This is a genomic window from Haloarcula sp. KBTZ06 (assembly GCF_048595605.1).
GTDB classification, from domain to species: Archaea; Halobacteriota; Halobacteria; order Halobacteriales; family Haloarculaceae; genus Haloarcula; species Haloarcula hispanica.
On the sequence record NZ_CP184340.1, the window covers coordinates 100,322 to 115,747 of the forward strand.

Genomic DNA, 15,426 nt, shown 5'->3' on the forward strand with positions numbered 1-15,426 from the left:
CTTAATTAAGCGAGAATTCACAGGAGAAAGCCCGCTTCGTGGCGGAGAGCGCGACTGAGGGTCTGCCAGATTTCCCGCTCTACGCCTCCTTCTCGCGAGTTTGCGAAGAGGTCTGTGACGCTCTCTCCGAGCGCTTAGGGTACCGCATCTTCCAGCTCAGTTTGTGCAGCTCGATAGCGACGGCGATGGTCAGGGCAATCCCACCGAGAACGAGCCACTGTTCCAGACTGACAGGTGCGGTTCCAAGGACTGCCTGAGCGGGCGGAAAGTACATCGCTCCGAGGTGGATCAAGAACGCAGTAATCGTCCCGGTAAGCAAGATGGGGCTCTGCAACGGTGATAGACGGAACAGAGAGGCCGTCTCGGAGCGGGCATTGCCGATATTGACCATTTGGAACAGGACGACCAGCAGGAGCAGGTGATTGCGGACAGCCGCCTCCGAAAGCCCCTGCTCCAGTAACCAAATGAACGTCCCGAACCCGATCACACCGATCACCATCGCGGCGACGAGTGTCCGTTCGATCATGATTTGATTGAAGATTCGCTCGTCAGGAGAGCGTGGTGGCCGATTCAACACGTCTCCTTCCTTGGGTTCGAATGCCAGGGCGACGTCCTGAATCCCGTTCGTGACGAGGTTCAACCAGAGAATCTGGACGGGCACCAGCGGGAGTGGTAGTCCGGCCGCTAAGCTCAACAGGACGAGTGTAACTTCTCCAGCGCCGGTGGAGATGAGCAGGAAAATGATCTTGCGGATGTTGTCGAACGCGATCCGGCCCTGTTCGATGCCCGCGACTATCGTCGCAAAGTTGTCGTCGCTGATCACGAGTTCGGCCGCATCCCGGGCCACGTCGGTCCCCATCTGTCCCATAGCGATACCGATATTCGCCTGCCGAAGCGCCGGTGCGTCGTTGACACCGTCACCCGTGACGGCGACGTAGTGTCCCATACCCCGGGCAGCTTCGACGATTCTGAGTTTTTGATCGGGCGAGACGCGTGCAAACACCCGCGTCGTTTCTATGATTTCCACAAGCTGTTCTTGGGAGGCGTCCATGAGCTCGGTTCCGGTGGTGACCTCCTCCGGAGACTCGGCCAGTCCGAGGGCACGGGCGATAGCAAGGGCCGTCTCTCGATGATCTCCCGTAATCATTGTGACAGTGATGCCAGCCTGCTGTGCTGACGTAATCGCCTCCTCGACACCGGATCGGAGCGGGTCGATCATCCCGATAAACCCGAGAAACGTCAACCCGGTCGGTTCTGACGGGGGCTGGCCGAGATCCTCGGTAGTCTCCAGCGTTCCTTCGGCGACGGCAAGCACGCGATATCCCTCGTGAGCCATCTCGGTCGCCTGCTGTTGCAGTTCTTGCCGCGAAAAGTCGCCCTCACTTGCATCCGAACACATCTCCAGAACGCGCTCGGGCGCACCCTTGACGAATACCTGTTCCTGGTCACGGGTTTCATGAAATGTCGCCGCATAGCGCTGTTCGGGTTCGAAAGGGATCTCGTCAATCTGTGGGTTCGCGTCGAGCGCCGCCTCGCGGGACCACCCCAGCTTGTGACCGAACGCGAGAAGCGCGATGTCGGTCGGGTCACCGCGCCACGTCCACTCGTCGTCGCGTCGGGACAGGTGCCCTTCGTTACAGAGCACAGATGCGCGGGCGAGACGAGACAACTCGTTTGCGAGATGAGGCTCCGGAGGGTGCCCGTCTCTGAGGACACTCCCTTCCGGGGCATACCCCTCGCCGGTCACCTCAAACGTCCTTCCATCGGGGAGTTGAGCCTGTTTGACCGTCAATTCGTTTGCAGTCAGCGTTCCCGTCTTATCCGACGCAATCATCGTACAACTTCCCAGTCCTTCCACAGCCACTAGACGACGGACGATGACGCCTACCTTTGCCATTCTCCGGCTGGCGACGCCTAGCGCGACAGTGATTCCCACGGGGAGCCCTTCAGGGATCGCCGACACGGCTAACGCAACGGCGAACAGGAACATTTCGACGGCGTCGTACTGCTGGACGAAGATTCCGAGGAGGGCGGTGATTGCCGCGGCGGCGAGTACGACGAGGCCGACAATGCGGGTAAATCGCTCCATACGCGTCACGAGGGGAGGCTGTCCGCCCTCAACGGCCGTGACGTCCTCGGCCAATCGGCCGACAACCGTATCGGCACCGGTTTCGACGACGACACCGCGCCCCCGCCCACGGTTGACCACCGTTCCCGCGTAGGCCATATTGCGCCGATCTCCGAGTGAGGCCCGGTCGTCGCCTGCCCACTCTTCGTCTTTCAGGACGGGGGCTGATTCGCCGGTGAGTGGCGACTCGTCGATCTCTAGACCATGTGTAGAAACGAGTCGAATGTCCGCAGGAACACGGTACCCAGATTCTAGAAGCACGATATCACCAGGGACGACCTCTTCTCCATCGATGTCGCGTGTCTCACCATCTCGAATGACCGTCGCCCGGGTCCTGATGAGTTGCTGCAGTGCCTGACTGCTGCGTTCTGCACGCCATTCTTGGATACCGCCGACGAGCGCGTTGATCAACAGCACCAGGGCGATGAATCCAGCGTCAGTCTCCTCACCGATGGCAAACGAGACAATTGCCGCGGTGGCGAGAATGTAGATAAGTGGGTTTTTGAACTGACGGAGGAAGATTTGCCACACGGTGACCGGCTTTGTCTTCGGCAGGCGATTTGAGCCGTGTTCAGAGCGCCGGCTTTCAGCGTCCTCGGTTGAGAGACCATCTGAATCGGCGTCAAGGGCGTCGTATATCTGACTTAGCCCCCGTGAATACCAGGATTCGGTGTTCGTCGAAGCGGAGACAACCATTAGTTACGGGGTGTACACCGGGGGACGACTTAGTGGTCAGTGTCGAGTACAGAAGCAGGGTGTCGTTTAACCAGAGGGGCGATTCAGGGCGGGATCCGTGTTGAGAACGATAGGCTGCTACATCTGGTACCACAGGCGATTCGTCACGTTCGTCGCCGTGGGCGTCTACGAGGAGCTCCTATTTCGGGGATATCTCATCACCAACATCACAGAGGAACGTACGTGGTTCGAGCGGGTTCGGGGTACGGCTGCGGTCGGACTTGCCACGCTGTTTACGTCGGTCGTCTTCGGGGTGGCACATGCCGGGAACCCGAACGCAACGCTGGCAAGAAGCGTTCCCCCTCGTGGAAACGAAAGAAGACGACATTATCAAACCGCTCATCAACTTCGAATAGTCCGTTGCCTCGTTTCTGACGTACTCTGAGGAAATACTATCTTTTTCCATAACGAAATAGAGTGAGGGCACCGTCGGGCAAGTATAAGTCTTTCAGGAGTGATAACTCAATAACGATGCCCGATCCGCCGACTATAGTAACAATTGAAACGATGTACACACTGATCGCACTGCCGTCGTGCGATCAGGTGTGCATTGATTTTCAATGGCTACTATAGCATGTTGGTAGTGTTCGGGCTGATAACCGTCCTGTGGTGCTGTTCGTAACCGAGCCGATACCACCGACATCACCGCAATCGGGATCGTGGCTGCACCTGTCACGTTCAGTGGAGATATGAATCTGTTCGTATTCGCAGCGACCAGCGCGTTCGGTCGCGTACCACACGGACACACCTGAGGGTTACTAACCAGTGCAGTTGCTCAAAGCTATCAGCAATCTTCCGGAAAGAGCGGCGGTGATCGTTCCGATAAAGTGCTGCTTGGGAGAGTACGCTCACCGCGAACTACCACTCATTTGGGGCATTCAGGGTGTGTCGCAACGGTTTCTGTCCCACAAGAGTTGCACTGGTAGCAGTGGCGGTTGTCCTGGGTGACTTCTGGGGGCTCCAGATCAGGGATCACCTTGACGAATCGGTGAGCATCAGCCCCCGACTGTTGCTTACTGGACGATGTATTCGGGTTCTCGTATTTCCAAAGACGTGTTTCTATTTCTTTATCCGCTCGTATTTCTGGTTAAATTGGTCTTGTAATTGCCGATATTCTTGTACTTTTGCTTGCTTTCCTTCTCAAATCTTTCGATTTGCAGCTCAAACTGAAGCAACCGAGAGTACAAGCCGATTCGTGAGCGATACAAGTGGCGCTTTCTCTGTCCTGTGGACACTGCTCGCGAGCAGTCAACACTTGCACGGAGGTCTCAGTGACCGAAATCCAGCCCAAGGCAACGGCTGAGTACTGTCGGTTCTGTGGAGACAGGACAGCCGATATCTCCGGCGAGGCGTACACGTATGTCCGGTTGCCCGACGAAGTGGGGCGAGAAGACGGCGTGTTCTGGTTCACGATTTGCCGGGAGTGTACGCTTCAGGACCGCGACAACGTCGAGCAGGCCGCTTCGCTCTTCCACGAGGCAGATCGAGACCATCTCGTCACCTGCGATGTCTGCGGGGCTGTTGGCTGCCAGTCTGCCAGTACTCGCCAGCCAGCAGCGGAGACGTATCGGCTCGCGAGCGTTATTTCTTAGTCGGTCACAATCAACGGCTTCGACGGGGCAACGCACTCTTGTAGTGAGTGCAGTCCTATCATCACGCTCGACTGTGTGAAACGCCCTGACCGGACATACGACGATGAAGTGCCGCGTCTCGTCGAGCCCCCTTTTGATGCAGTTGCGAAGACAGCAGGCGCTGCTCCGGCAGACAGTACACAGGTCGAGATCGGCGGGTGGATTGGGTAGCCGGCGGTAGTTCCACGAAACTGGTGGGTCTGCTCCGCTAATGAGCAGTACAGGGGAGCTACGAATCGTTTGATAGAGAAATCCAAATAACACCCCCAAAGGCACTGTCTAGTTGAGCGAGTTTGAGAAGCGAGGAGGTCGTAGCGAGAAGTGTCCATGCAACTCGCAGACCTCCTCAGAGGAACGTTAGATGAGGACAGCCAAGACGTTTGGGAGAATGAGCGCACCCCGCACCCGTCCGCCGGTTTGGGGTGCGTCTCCATACTGCGGGGCTGTCGATCAGGAAGACGGTCGCTATCTGGGACTTGCTGGGTGTCGATCGCTCTCACGGGGCGGTCTGGAATTGGGTGCATACACTGGCTGAAGCACAGAGCGACCCGCCGACGGCGGAGCCGTCGCGGGTCGCGGTCGATGAGAAACAAATCGAGATCGATGGGGAGAAAAAGTGGTTGTACGCCGCTGTCGACACTGAACCAAAGTTACTTCTCGAAGTTGACGTGTTCAGCCGCTGCGGGACTGACCCCGCGGCGGCGTTCCTGCACCGGCTCACTCAGAAACACGATGTTGCCGAGACAGAGTTTCTCGTTGATGCTGGCGGCTATCTGACTGCCCTCTCGCGTCACGATTTGAGCGGTCGGCTCGACTATCGAATCCGGAACCACTTCGAAAAGTGGTTCCAGACTGTGACCGTGCGAATCGACCGCTTTCACTCCTTCTGGAGGGACAGTCAATCCAGCGCGAAACAGTGGCTACGACGCTTCAGACACCACTACAACCACGAACGACCCAACCAAGAACTCGACGGACGAACGCCAGCTGAGGTCGTCCAGAACTAGACAGTGCCCTTCTGGGTAGTTCGCATCCAGATTGAACAGTTATTCCAGCCAAGATTCCCTTGAATCTCATTTCGTATGCATTGAGACTGCAAGTCTCAACTACTGACAAACTTCCGTGGTTGAGACGGTCCGTTGCGTGACGACTCACCTGCTTGGGCGTCGATATACTCCTCGATGAACTCGCTGGACACGTCGCCCGCAATTGAGGCGAGGTGCGAGCGCGTCCACAGCGACGGCAATCCGAAGTCGAACTCATCACGGAGGTGGCGGGAGGAGTGGCCAAGTTGTCGGCTTCATCCCACGACTGAAGTCGTGGGTTTTCGCCTCACAATCACTGTAATTCCACGTTCTTGGATGTAGTTCTTAACGATCGAAGCCACGGCCTGAACCGAAACCCACTACACACGACGATTGGTACACCCTAATCTATGCTGGCCTTGCCAGCCTTGGATATGATATCAGCAGTTCTAGTACAGCTGAGTGAGATCAGCATCACAAGTGGCTACGGACTGGTCGTGTTTTTCATGATTGGCCTTTTCGGAGGTGCACACTGTCTTGGAATGTGCGGCCCGCTCGTTGCAACCTATGCCGAGCGTATGGAAACCCAGGACCGGTGGGCGAGCGCACTCACACTCTATGAGGTGCGTCAGCACACACTGTTCAACCTCGGCCGGACGGTGAGCTACGCCATCATCGGATGCGTCTTCGGAGCTGCCGGCGCGCTACTGTACGGAACCATCGGGCTCGCTGGATTTCTCCGGCCAGCTCAGGGTGTCGTCGGAATCTGCATTGGCGTAGCAATTATCGTTATGGGACTCACCCGGTTAGCCGGCTACCAACAAGGAGCCGTTGAAGGAGTTGTTGCCGGTACTGGGTTCGGCTCACTATTCGCGCGAACCTACACAGTCATTTCAAGACGGGTCGACCGCTGGGTCAACGGTATCGGCATTATCGGCCTCGGCGCGCTTCATGGGTTGTTGCCGTGTATGCTTCTCTATCCGGCATTCCTGTACGCGTTTGCCCAGGGCTCACCCGTATATGGCCTCCTCTCGCTCGGTGCGCTCGGGGTCGGGACGATCCCCAGTGTGTTTCTCTACGGAACGGTTATCCAATCAGTGAGCACCCGCCAGCGGCAGGTAGTCCATTACGGACTCGGTGTATTGTTCGTTGGGCTCGGATACATACTGGTAGCGATGGGACTTATGCGGTTTGGCGTCATGCTTCCGTTACCAGATATCCCGTACTATCAACCGATCGCCGAATCGGAGGCGGTTGCGTAATATGTCCACCTGTACACTCTGTGACCTCCCCGTCAAAGACCCGATTACCAACGATGACATTGACGGCGAGTTCTGCTGTCGAGGCTGTTTAGAGGTCGCACAGTTAGTTGACGACGGTGAGGATGTCGACCTTTCGATTGCGGCCGTCCGTGACCGTGTCGAGGCCGAGGAGACCAGGCCCGATGGCCCCGAGGGTGCCGAAACAGCCTACCTCTCGATTGACGGGATGCACTGTCAGACTTGCGAGGGATTCATTGAACTCCTTGCCGAAGAGGAGGAAGGCGTTCACGAGGCGCGTGCGAGTTACGCGACTGAAATGGCACAGGTGGTGTACGATCCTGACTGCATCGATCGAAACGCGATCGCTGCGGCACTCAGTCGACTGGGCTACCAAGCTCACGGTCCTGACGAAGAGAACGACTCACTACGTTCACGCGTCGAGTTCGGCAAATACCGTGCGGTGCTCGCGGCAGTTCTGATGATGCCTGTGTTGGTTCTCTACGTCCTGTTCATATACCCAGTGTATCTCGGCATCTATCCCGAGAGTTTCCTCTATGGGAGCACTGTCGAGGCGATGGTGTTCTGGCCACTAATTGTCTGGAGCACACTCATACTCGTCGGACTTGGATACCCGGTCTTCCGTGGGGCCTACGTGAGCCTGAGAGTCGGTCGCCCGAACATGGACGTGTTGATAGCTATCGCGGTACTTGCAGCGTATCTCTACTCGCTGGCAACCTACCTCACGGGCGGGCGTGACCCGTACTTCGACGTCGCAGTGATGGTGCTCGCGATCGTCACTATCGGCAATCATCTGGAGTCACAGGTCAAACACGCTGCACTCGGTAACCGTGCCGACCTCACGGATTCACGCGTCGATGAGGCCCGCCGACTCGACGACGACAGTGAGACCAGTGAAACCATCGAAATTGCGAAGTGTGAGCCTGGCGACCGGCTGTTAGTCAAACCCGGCGAGCGGATCCCGGTCGACGGCCAGATCGTCGACGGGACTGCCGCGATTGATGAGGCACTTATCACGGGTGAATCTCTCCCGCAACGAAAATCGGTCGGGGACAGTGTCCTCGGCGGGTCGATCCTTACTGACAATGCGATTATCGTTGAAGTTGGTCCCGAAAAAACTAGCACGATGGATCGCCTCGTCGAACTCCTCTGGAACGTCAAGAGTTCTGCCACGGGTGTGCAACATATTGTCAACCGCTTTGCGGTACTGTTCGTTCCATTCGTACTCGGACTTGCCGCGCTGACCGCCACCGGCTGGTTCGTCCTTGGTAACGACCCGAACACAGCTATAATGGCCGGGGTCGCCGTGCTAGTAGTCTCGTGCCCATGCTCGCTCGGCATCGCTACTCCGCTCGCTCTCGCAGCGGCCACCCGCGATGCCACCGACAATCGCATGCTCATTCTCAACGAGACAGTGCTTGAACGGATCGACGACTCTTCGGTCGTCGTATTCGACAAGACTGGGACGCTCACCACTGGGGAGATGGAGCTTGTGGACGTCGTTGGCGACGATCCCGACGAAGTGCTCGCGATGGCGGCCGCCGTCGAACGTCGGTCAAGCCACCCAATCGCCGCTGCCATTGACGAGGCTGCCCCGCCGACCACGCGATCGGTGTCGAGTTTCGAGAGCGCCGACCGTACCGTGTCAGCACTTGTCGACGATACTCGCGTCGTTTTGGGCCACCCGGGCTCATTCGATACTGACGAGTGGACAATCCCCACGGAAATCGAGGCAGCTGTCACGGACGCTTACGAGTCGGGTACTCATCCAACGGCGGTTGCTTGGGAGGGGGCCGTCAAAGGAGTCGTTACAGTCCAAGATACGCCCCGTGAGAGTTGGGAACGCGTGGTTTCCGAGACCGCGGCCGCGGATCGGGATATCGTCGTGCTGACTGGCGACGACGAGCGGATGACTGAGACGTTTGCAAACCATCCCGCAGTTGATCACGTCTTCGCAGGCGTGCGCCCCGAGTCGAAGGAAGTGATCGTCCAGGGACTCCGCGAGCGCGGGACGACGACAATGATCGGCGACGGAACGAACGACGCGCCCGCACTCGCTAGCGCCGACCTCGGGATCGCAGTCTCGAGCGGCACCGATCTGGCGATCGAGGCGGCCGATGCGGTAGTGCTTGACGACCGTCTCGACGCCGTTCCAGAGGTCTTCGAGTTGGCGAGTGAAACTCGAGGCCGGATCAAACAGAACCTCGTCTGGGCGGCCGGCTACAACGCGATTGCACTCCCATTGGCGATAACCGGTGTGATCACACCGTTGATCGCCGCCGTTATGATGGCGATCAGTAGCCTCATTGTCGTCTTTAACTCGAAACGTCGACTCCTTCCGGCGGACGGAGATTATTTGGCTGAGCCCGACTCTGGCGAACGCACCGAACAACTCGACGCTCCAGTCCAGTCGGACTGAGCGCTCGAACGCCAGGTATTGCCCCTGACACTCCGGCTGAAACTATTGCCGAATCTAGAAGCGGCGTGAGGTCAGAAGCAAGCCCAGAGGAGACTCACCTTGCTTACTGTAGCGGCGGTCTCGGCTTGGTCAAGGACCATAGGATTCGTCGACAACGGGTCCGCTGAAGACGCCATAGAGGAACTTGAAATACCAGAGCACGAGCAGTAGCACCGGCAGCCCCATCACGGTGACAAGGTTGAGCGCGAGTGGTGAGACGACGGCCTCTCGGACGGTCAGTCCGGTCGCAGGGTAGATAACTGGGTACAGCAGAAGCGCAACGAGGAGGCTCAACAGCGCGGGAAGAGTTAGCGCACTCACGAGCCATCGCCGATACTGCTCGCGGCGAGCGAAGCCTATCCCAGCCAGGCCTGAGAGGGCAGAGAGAGCGACTACCACAGCAATCGGGACAGAGAGAACGGCGTCAGCTGTGCCGCCGGCGTCTGTCACGACGACAGTCGTCAGAAGGATGGCGACACCACCGAGATATGATACCGTTCCGGCGATACCGTACCTGCGCAGGTCGGCGGCAAGGGAGGAGCCAGTCTTGGCCGAGATGAAAGCCGCGCCCGTGACGACTGATACCGTGGTCAGTCCGACACCTGTCAAGAGCGCCGGCACCGACAGCGTCGGAACATCGAAGATCCAGCGCCCGGCGAGGACGCCAAACAGCAGTGGTGCGAGCGTGCTGCCCCCGACGAAAGAAGCGTCACACATCCGTTGCCACCGATCGTCCTCGCATTGCTCGCGCAGTTCCGGTGCTATGCCCCGGAACAACAGCGCGAGAACAAACCCGATAACGAGCAGATAGTTGTCAGCGAGCAACCGAGAGTACACGCTCGGGAACGCGGCTAACAACATTGTTCCGAAGGCGACCAGCCACACCTCGTTGGCGTCCCAGACCGGCCCAAACACCGACAGGAGTGTCTCCCTGTCGTCTTCGTCGCTCCGAGTGGCGTACAGCATACCGATGCCGAAGTCGAATCCGTCGAGAACCACGTACATTGCCAGCGCGAACATGACGACGCCAAACCACACCTCTGGGAGCGCGTCAAGGAGGTAGCGATCCACGGAGAGCAACTCAGTCATCGCCACCCACCCACGGAATGCGTCCGTGTCCGGTTTCCTGCGACGGGGCAAGAACGCCGAGGTCCTGCAGTTCCTCTCTCACGAGCCACCGTAAGACGAGGAGAGCCGCGGCAATTAGCCCAACATACACGATGAGAAACACTGCCAGCGTCGCCATCGCTTCCCCGGCGGTCAGCGACTGCGAGACTGCATCACTGGTCTTCAATTCGCCCTGAATGACCCACGGCTGCCGACCGATCTCTGTGACGTACCAACCGGTGAGCAAGGCGGCGTACCCCAGTGGCGTCGCGGCCATCATCGCCTTCAGGAATCGGTCGCTGTCGGCGAGTTTGTCTCTGTATGTGAGGGACCCTCCCCACATTGCGAGACCGATGAAAAGGAAGCCGAGTCCGACCATAAACCGGAACGACCAGAACACCAGCGCCACCGGGGGGTTGTGTTCGTACTCGTTCAACCCGAGTACCTCAGCGTCAGGGTCACCGCCGGTGGCGAGGTAGGAACCGAGGCCAGGTAGACTGACGGTGTAGAGGTTTTCCGCGTGTGGGTCGGTCAGCGCACTGAGATCTTTCGGAAACGCGAGTAGGTGAAGGTCGGCCTGTCCAGTCTCGTAGTGGGCCTCCATAGCGGCGAACTTCTGGGGCTGGGTGTCCGCGACGTGGCGACCGTAGGCATCACCGTGAACGGCCTGCAGTGGTGCTGTAACCAGCAATAACAGGACCGCGATCTTTAGAGAGGCTTGCCAGGCCGTCGAGTCGTGGGTCTTCCAGACCAAGTACGCCGAGACACCACCGACCAGCAATGCGACAGAGATGACGGAGGCGTTGACCATGTGGACGTACATCCACGGGAGTCGCGGCGTGAGAAAGGCAGCTACCGGGTCGGTCAGCCTGGCGACCCGCATTCCGTTCTGGGTTATCATATCATAGCCTTGAGGTGTCTGCATCCAGGCGTTGACCACTAGAATCCAGAACGCCGACAGCCATGCACCGATCCCGACCAGCACCGACGAGAGGACATACGTTCGGTCGCTCACCCGCTCACGTCCGAAAAGCAAGATGCCGAGGAAGACGGCTTCGAGGAAAAACGCTATCTTCGCCTCAAAGGCCAGCGGACCACCGATCAATTCGCCAGCGATTGTCGCAAACCGCGGGAAGTTTGTCCCAAACTGGAAGCTCATGGGGATGCCTGTTACCGTACCCATCACGAAGCCGACTGCGAAGACCGTCACCCAGAAAGAGCGCAACCGACTGAACCGTTCATCGTCGGTCCAGACGTCTTTCCAGGTGAAATAGATGATGAACGGTGCCAGCCCGACCGAGAGCGCGGCAAAGAGGATGTGAACAGTAATCGTCCAGCCAAATTGTGCACGACTCGCGAGTTCTGGGGAGAGGAAAATCAGCCATTCCGCGTTGACAGCACTGTACGTTTCGAGTGGGAGCACACCATGATCTATCCTCTCGACAGTAATACCGGACTAGCATGGTTTTCACTTTCGAGTACCGTACTACAGTGTTTGATGTTATCGGAGTCGTAGTTCTTTAGCAGTCGGAACCGCGGGTTAGTGGCACACATCGAAATATCGCCGGTAACAGGATTGAAACTATAGTAGCCATTGAAAATCAATACACACCTGATCGCACGACGGCAGTGCGATCAGGTGTGTAACTCGTTTCAATCGTTACTATAGCTGTACTGATCGATCAACTACTGTCGCGCCTCCACTTCCGTAGCGAAATAGCTGTCTGTGATATTTTTATGGACAGCGGAGTCCGTCGTGTTTAGTTGAGCGTGAAAAGTGATGCAGACTGATTTCTTGGTACCTATGCCAGAAATCAGCCGCCTCAGTGGGCATAGAGACTGGATTGAGTTGGGTTTTGAGGAACGCGAGCGGACACCCGAGTCGGCGATGGCGTTGGGCATTCAATCGCACGTTGTGGCATTGTCACTGTCGAATACCATCGAAGTACTCGAAGATCTGGGTGTCCAACGCAGTCGCAGAGCCATCCACGATTGGGTTTGACGATGGTTTCTATGCCCAGAAGTAATATTATGTGTCGTGGTAACTCCTCGTAATCATCAAAAAATTAATTACTATATTATGAAATGGTTCTATCTGACGTATGGAATTCACACGGCAGGAGTCCCTTGATCGACTTCAGGAAACAGTATCGGGCGGCGATCCGATCATCGGCGCAGGTGCAGGGACCGGTATCTCGGCGAAGTTCGCCGAGCGCGGTGGCGTCGATCTACTGATCATCTACAATTCCGGTCGCTATCGGATGAACGGTCGGGGGTCGCTGGCTGGCCTCCTTCCTTACGGTGACGCCAACGAGATCGTCGTCGAGATGGGCCACGAAGTGCTTCCAGTCGTCAAGGACACGCCAGTTCTCGCCGGCGTCAACGGGACCGACCCGTTCCGACAGATGGATGTGTTCATCGAGAGCCTGAAACGACGTGGGTTCTCGGGCGTCCAGAACTTCCCGACGGTGGGTCTCATCGACGAGGACAGCGGGTTCAGACAGAATCTCGAGGAAACGGGGATGGGCTACGACAAGGAAGTCGACATGATCCAAGAAGCGGCCGAGCAAGGAATGCTCACCTGCCCATACGTCTTCAGCGAGGAGCAGGCTCGCGAGATGACCGAGGCCGGAGCGGACGTGGTCGTCTCACATATGGGACTGACTACATCTGGGGATATTGGTGCCGAGACGGCACTAGATCTCGATGCCGCAGCCGAGCGCGTTCAAGCTCATCACGACGCCGCAAAAGAGGTAAACCAGGACGTACTGGTGATCTGTCACGGCGGCCCGATCGCATGGCCCGACGATGCCCAGTACGTACTGGAACACACCGAGGGTGTCGTCGGATTCTTCGGTGCGTCGAGCATTGAACGCCTCCCAACTGAGGAGGCAATCGAAGCACAGGCCCGCGAATTCAAGGAGATTAGTCTCGAAGATGACTGATAGCGAATACTTCATCACTCCTGATGACGTCGAAAGTCAGCTCTTCGATTGGGGCGTCCTGAAGTGGCTGAGCACGCCTGACGTGACGGGTGGCGAGCGCTTCAGCGCTGGCGTCGTCAAACTCGAACCCGGAAAGGGCCATGAGCGCCACTCGCACCCTGACAGCGACGAGATCCTCTTCGTCATCCAGGGCGAGGGTGAACAAGAGGTCGCCGATCAGACACGCGATATCTCGGCCGGCGAGATGGTGTTCGTTCCTGAAGGCGTCGAACACGGAACCGTCAACACCAGCTGGGAACCGTTGTTACTGCTCGCGGTCTACGCACCACCGGGTCCTGAAGAGGTACTCCGGGATCTTCCTGAGTGTGAGATCGTCCCGCCGGGCGAACTGCCGACACCCGAGAACGTGGAGGAGTGAGTATGGCCGTCACAATCGTTGGGACCCTCGATACGAAAGGCGAAGAGATAGGTTTCGCTCGAGATGTCCTTCGCGCGCAAGGCGTTGACGTACACATCATCGACACGGGCGTGGTGGACGACCCGGAAATCGATCCGGACACTGCTGCAAGTGCGGTCGCCGAAGCGGGCGGCACCACGCTGGGGCACCTCCGGGACGATGCCGACCGCGGTGAGGCGATCGAAGCGATGGGCAAGGGCGCAGCGGCGATCGTCCAGCAGCTACACGATGCTGGCGACCTCGACGGTGTGCTCGGACTCGGCGGCTCGGGCAACACCTCGATCGCGACCACGGCGATGCGGGCGCTGCCGGTTGGTGTCCCGAAAGTGATGGTCTCGACGATGGCCTCCGGCGACATTGAACCGTATGTCGGTGCCACTGACGTGATGATGTTGTATTCGGTTGCTGATATTGAGGGACTCAACCAACTCTCCCGGAAGGTGATTGCTAATGCTGCCCTCGCGATGGTCGGGATGGTCACGAACCAGCCAGACATCGAAGTTGAAGACCGCCCCACTATCGGGATCTCGATGTTCGGTGTCACCACACAGTGCGTCCAGACGGCTCGGGAGTATCTCGAAGAACGAGGCTACGAGACGATCATCTTCCATGCGACTGGGACCGGTGGGAAGGCGATGGAGGACCTCGTGAGACAAGGCGTCATCGACGGTGTGTTGGACGTGACGACGACGGAGTGGGCCGACGAGCTTGTAGGGGGTGTGCTGGCTGCTGGCCCCGACAGGCTGGACGCCGCCGCGGAGACGGGCACGCCACAGGTCGTCTCGACGGGCGCGCTGGACATGGTCAACTTCGGGCCACGAGACTCCGTCCCAGAGGAGTTCGAGGGGCGGGACTTCCACATCCACAACCCACAGGTAACGCTGATGCGGACAACGGCCGAGGAGAACGCTGAGCTGGGCGAGGTCATCGCGAAGAAGCTCTCGGCAGCGAACGGACCAACTGCCCTATACATTCCACTTGGAGGTGTTTCGATGCTCGACGTCGAGGGAGAGGATTTCCATGATCCCGACGCCGACACAGCCCTGTTCGAGGCACTCAAAACAAATCTGGCTGAATCGGTCGAATTGGTCGAGATGGAGACCGACATCAATGACGAAACGTTCGCCCGGGCACTGGCCGAACAGCTTGACGCGTATATGCGGGCGGTAGATCTCGCTCCGGAGGGGTGATTACTGCTTCGTAGGAATCTCCGACACCGGACTGGTACGCCTGCTCCCAGCGTTGGTCACCGTCGGACCGTCAGTCATCGCGCACCGCCGCGAGCAGTCACGTCGGATTCGAGGAGAGACATACCGATACGGGGGACGAACGGCCGCAAAAGGCTTCGCCCTGTCGGAACTGTTTAGCCCGCGTTGCTCCTCGACCGACCAATGCGAGTCCTCGATCGGCAGCCTTACTCCTACGTCCTACTGGCCCGCGACGGCGAGTGGATTCTCACCTTCCTCCTCGGCGGACCGGTAGAGCGCGATGTCTCCGTGCGCTTGACGCCCGCGGAGGTCACTGCAATCGAAGACGGCGAGTCCTCGGCCACGGACTTGGTCGAGACCGTCCGCACCGACCTCTCAGCGTACGATGACAGACGGATCAGGCCGACAGTCTGGCCAGGGAAAACGGACGACGAATGAGCATAGCGGTCCCG

General features: G+C 58.3%; 9 protein-coding genes and 6 pseudogenes. 10 read left to right on the plus strand and 5 right to left on the minus strand.

From position 1 onward, the window contains the following. Nucleotides 1-79: 79 nt before the first annotated feature. Nucleotides 80-2,824, minus strand: a complete 2,745-nt coding sequence (locus ACNO8S_RS18915) for a cation-translocating P-type ATPase (protein WP_129756365.1) — start codon at nt 2,822-2,824, stop codon at nt 80-82. A gap of 157 nt (nt 2,825-2,981) precedes the next feature. Between ACNO8S_RS18915 and ACNO8S_RS18920 the strand changes: the two are divergent. Next, nucleotides 2,982-3,077 (plus strand): annotated as a pseudogene (locus tag ACNO8S_RS18920) (hypothetical protein); the annotation flags it as partial. Between the two features lie 478 nt (nt 3,078-3,555). On the opposite strand, the pseudogene ACNO8S_RS18925 reads toward ACNO8S_RS18920, so the two are convergent. Further along, nucleotides 3,556-4,023 (minus strand): annotated as a pseudogene (locus tag ACNO8S_RS18925) (hypothetical protein); the annotation flags it as partial. 111 nt (nt 4,024-4,134) lie between these two features. On the opposite strand from ACNO8S_RS18925, the pseudogene ACNO8S_RS18930 reads away from it, so the two are divergent. After that, nucleotides 4,135-4,665, plus strand: a pseudogene (locus ACNO8S_RS18930) (hypothetical protein). A gap of 156 nt (nt 4,666-4,821) precedes the next feature. Continuing rightward, a pseudogene (locus ACNO8S_RS18935) lies at nt 4,822-5,501 on the plus strand (IS6 family transposase). 95 nt (nt 5,502-5,596) lie between these two features. Here ACNO8S_RS18935 and ACNO8S_RS18940 read toward each other — a convergent pair. After that, nucleotides 5,597-5,782, minus strand: a pseudogene (locus tag ACNO8S_RS18940) (hypothetical protein); the annotation flags it as partial. A gap of 171 nt (nt 5,783-5,953) precedes the next feature. Between ACNO8S_RS18940 and ACNO8S_RS18945 the strand changes: the two are divergent. Together ACNO8S_RS18945 and ACNO8S_RS18950 are read left to right on the plus strand one after the other, a co-directional pair. Further along, nucleotides 5,954-6,781: a sulfite exporter TauE/SafE family protein gene (locus tag ACNO8S_RS18945; protein ID WP_050038214.1), complete on the plus strand. Its 828-nt coding sequence runs from the start codon at nt 5,954-5,956 to the stop codon at nt 6,779-6,781. Between the two features lies 1 nt (nt 6,782). Then, the gene (locus tag ACNO8S_RS18950) at nt 6,783-9,218 is read left to right on the plus strand and encodes a heavy metal translocating P-type ATPase (RefSeq protein ID WP_014030973.1); all 2,436 of its coding nucleotides are present in this window, start codon (nt 6,783-6,785) and stop codon (nt 9,216-9,218) included. Nucleotides 9,219-9,347: 129 nt separating this feature from the next. Here ACNO8S_RS18950 and ACNO8S_RS18955 read toward each other — a convergent pair whose 3' ends face one another. Together ACNO8S_RS18955 and ACNO8S_RS18960 are read right to left on the minus strand one after the other, a co-directional pair. After that, nucleotides 9,348-10,346 (minus strand): cytochrome d ubiquinol oxidase subunit II, encoded by a 999-nt coding sequence (locus ACNO8S_RS18955; RefSeq protein ID WP_023842943.1) that lies wholly within the window; start codon nt 10,344-10,346, stop codon nt 9,348-9,350. Continuing rightward, complete coding sequence (locus ACNO8S_RS18960; protein ID WP_050036509.1) at nt 10,339-11,787, minus strand: cytochrome ubiquinol oxidase subunit I; 1,449 nt, start codon at nt 11,785-11,787, stop codon at nt 10,339-10,341. Before ACNO8S_RS18960 ends, ACNO8S_RS18955 begins: the two co-directional genes overlap by 8 nt. A gap of 381 nt (nt 11,788-12,168) precedes the next feature. Between ACNO8S_RS18960 and ACNO8S_RS18965 the strand changes: the two are divergent. The 5 genes and pseudogenes from ACNO8S_RS18965 to ACNO8S_RS18985 form a co-directional block, all read left to right on the plus strand. Then, nucleotides 12,169-12,363: pseudogene (locus tag ACNO8S_RS18965) on the plus strand (IS6 family transposase); the annotation flags it as partial. 103 nt (nt 12,364-12,466) lie between these two features. Further along, entirely contained in the window at nt 12,467-13,309 is an 843-nt protein-coding gene (locus ACNO8S_RS18970) for a phosphoenolpyruvate hydrolase family protein (protein ID WP_151148286.1), read from the plus strand. Next, the gene (locus ACNO8S_RS18975) at nt 13,302-13,727 is read left to right on the plus strand and encodes a cupin domain-containing protein (RefSeq protein ID WP_014030968.1); all 426 of its coding nucleotides are present in this window, start codon (nt 13,302-13,304) and stop codon (nt 13,725-13,727) included. Before ACNO8S_RS18970 ends, ACNO8S_RS18975 begins: the two co-directional genes overlap by 8 nt. Before the next feature lie 2 nt (nt 13,728-13,729). After that, nucleotides 13,730-14,956, plus strand: a complete 1,227-nt coding sequence (locus tag ACNO8S_RS18980) for a Tm-1-like ATP-binding domain-containing protein (RefSeq protein WP_151148288.1) — start codon at nt 13,730-13,732, stop codon at nt 14,954-14,956. 201 nt (nt 14,957-15,157) lie between these two features. Further along, complete coding sequence (locus tag ACNO8S_RS18985) at nt 15,158-15,412, plus strand: hypothetical protein (RefSeq protein ID WP_014030966.1); 255 nt, start codon at nt 15,158-15,160, stop codon at nt 15,410-15,412. Nucleotides 15,413-15,426 lie beyond the last annotated feature (14 nt).

Excerpts from the sequence above, each read along its gene's own strand:
- ACNO8S_RS18915 (WP_129756365.1), bottom strand. The coding sequence starts at position 2,824 with ATGGTTGTCTCCGCTTCGACGAACACCGAATCCTGGTATTCACGGGGG.
- ACNO8S_RS18945 (WP_050038214.1), top strand. The coding sequence starts at position 5,954 with ATGATATCAGCAGTTCTAGTACAGCTGAGTGAGATCAGCATCACAAGT.
- ACNO8S_RS18950 (WP_014030973.1), top strand. The coding sequence starts at position 6,783 with ATGTCCACCTGTACACTCTGTGACCTCCCCGTCAAAGACCCGATTACC.
- ACNO8S_RS18955 (WP_023842943.1), bottom strand. The coding sequence starts at position 10,346 with ATGACTGAGTTGCTCTCCGTGGATCGCTACCTCCTTGACGCGCTCCCA.
- ACNO8S_RS18970 (WP_151148286.1), top strand. The coding sequence starts at position 12,467 with ATGGAATTCACACGGCAGGAGTCCCTTGATCGACTTCAGGAAACAGTA.
- ACNO8S_RS18975 (WP_014030968.1), top strand. The coding sequence starts at position 13,302 with ATGACTGATAGCGAATACTTCATCACTCCTGATGACGTCGAAAGTCAG.
- ACNO8S_RS18980 (WP_151148288.1), top strand. The coding sequence starts at position 13,730 with ATGGCCGTCACAATCGTTGGGACCCTCGATACGAAAGGCGAAGAGATA.
- ACNO8S_RS18985 (WP_014030966.1), top strand. The coding sequence starts at position 15,158 with ATGCGAGTCCTCGATCGGCAGCCTTACTCCTACGTCCTACTGGCCCGC.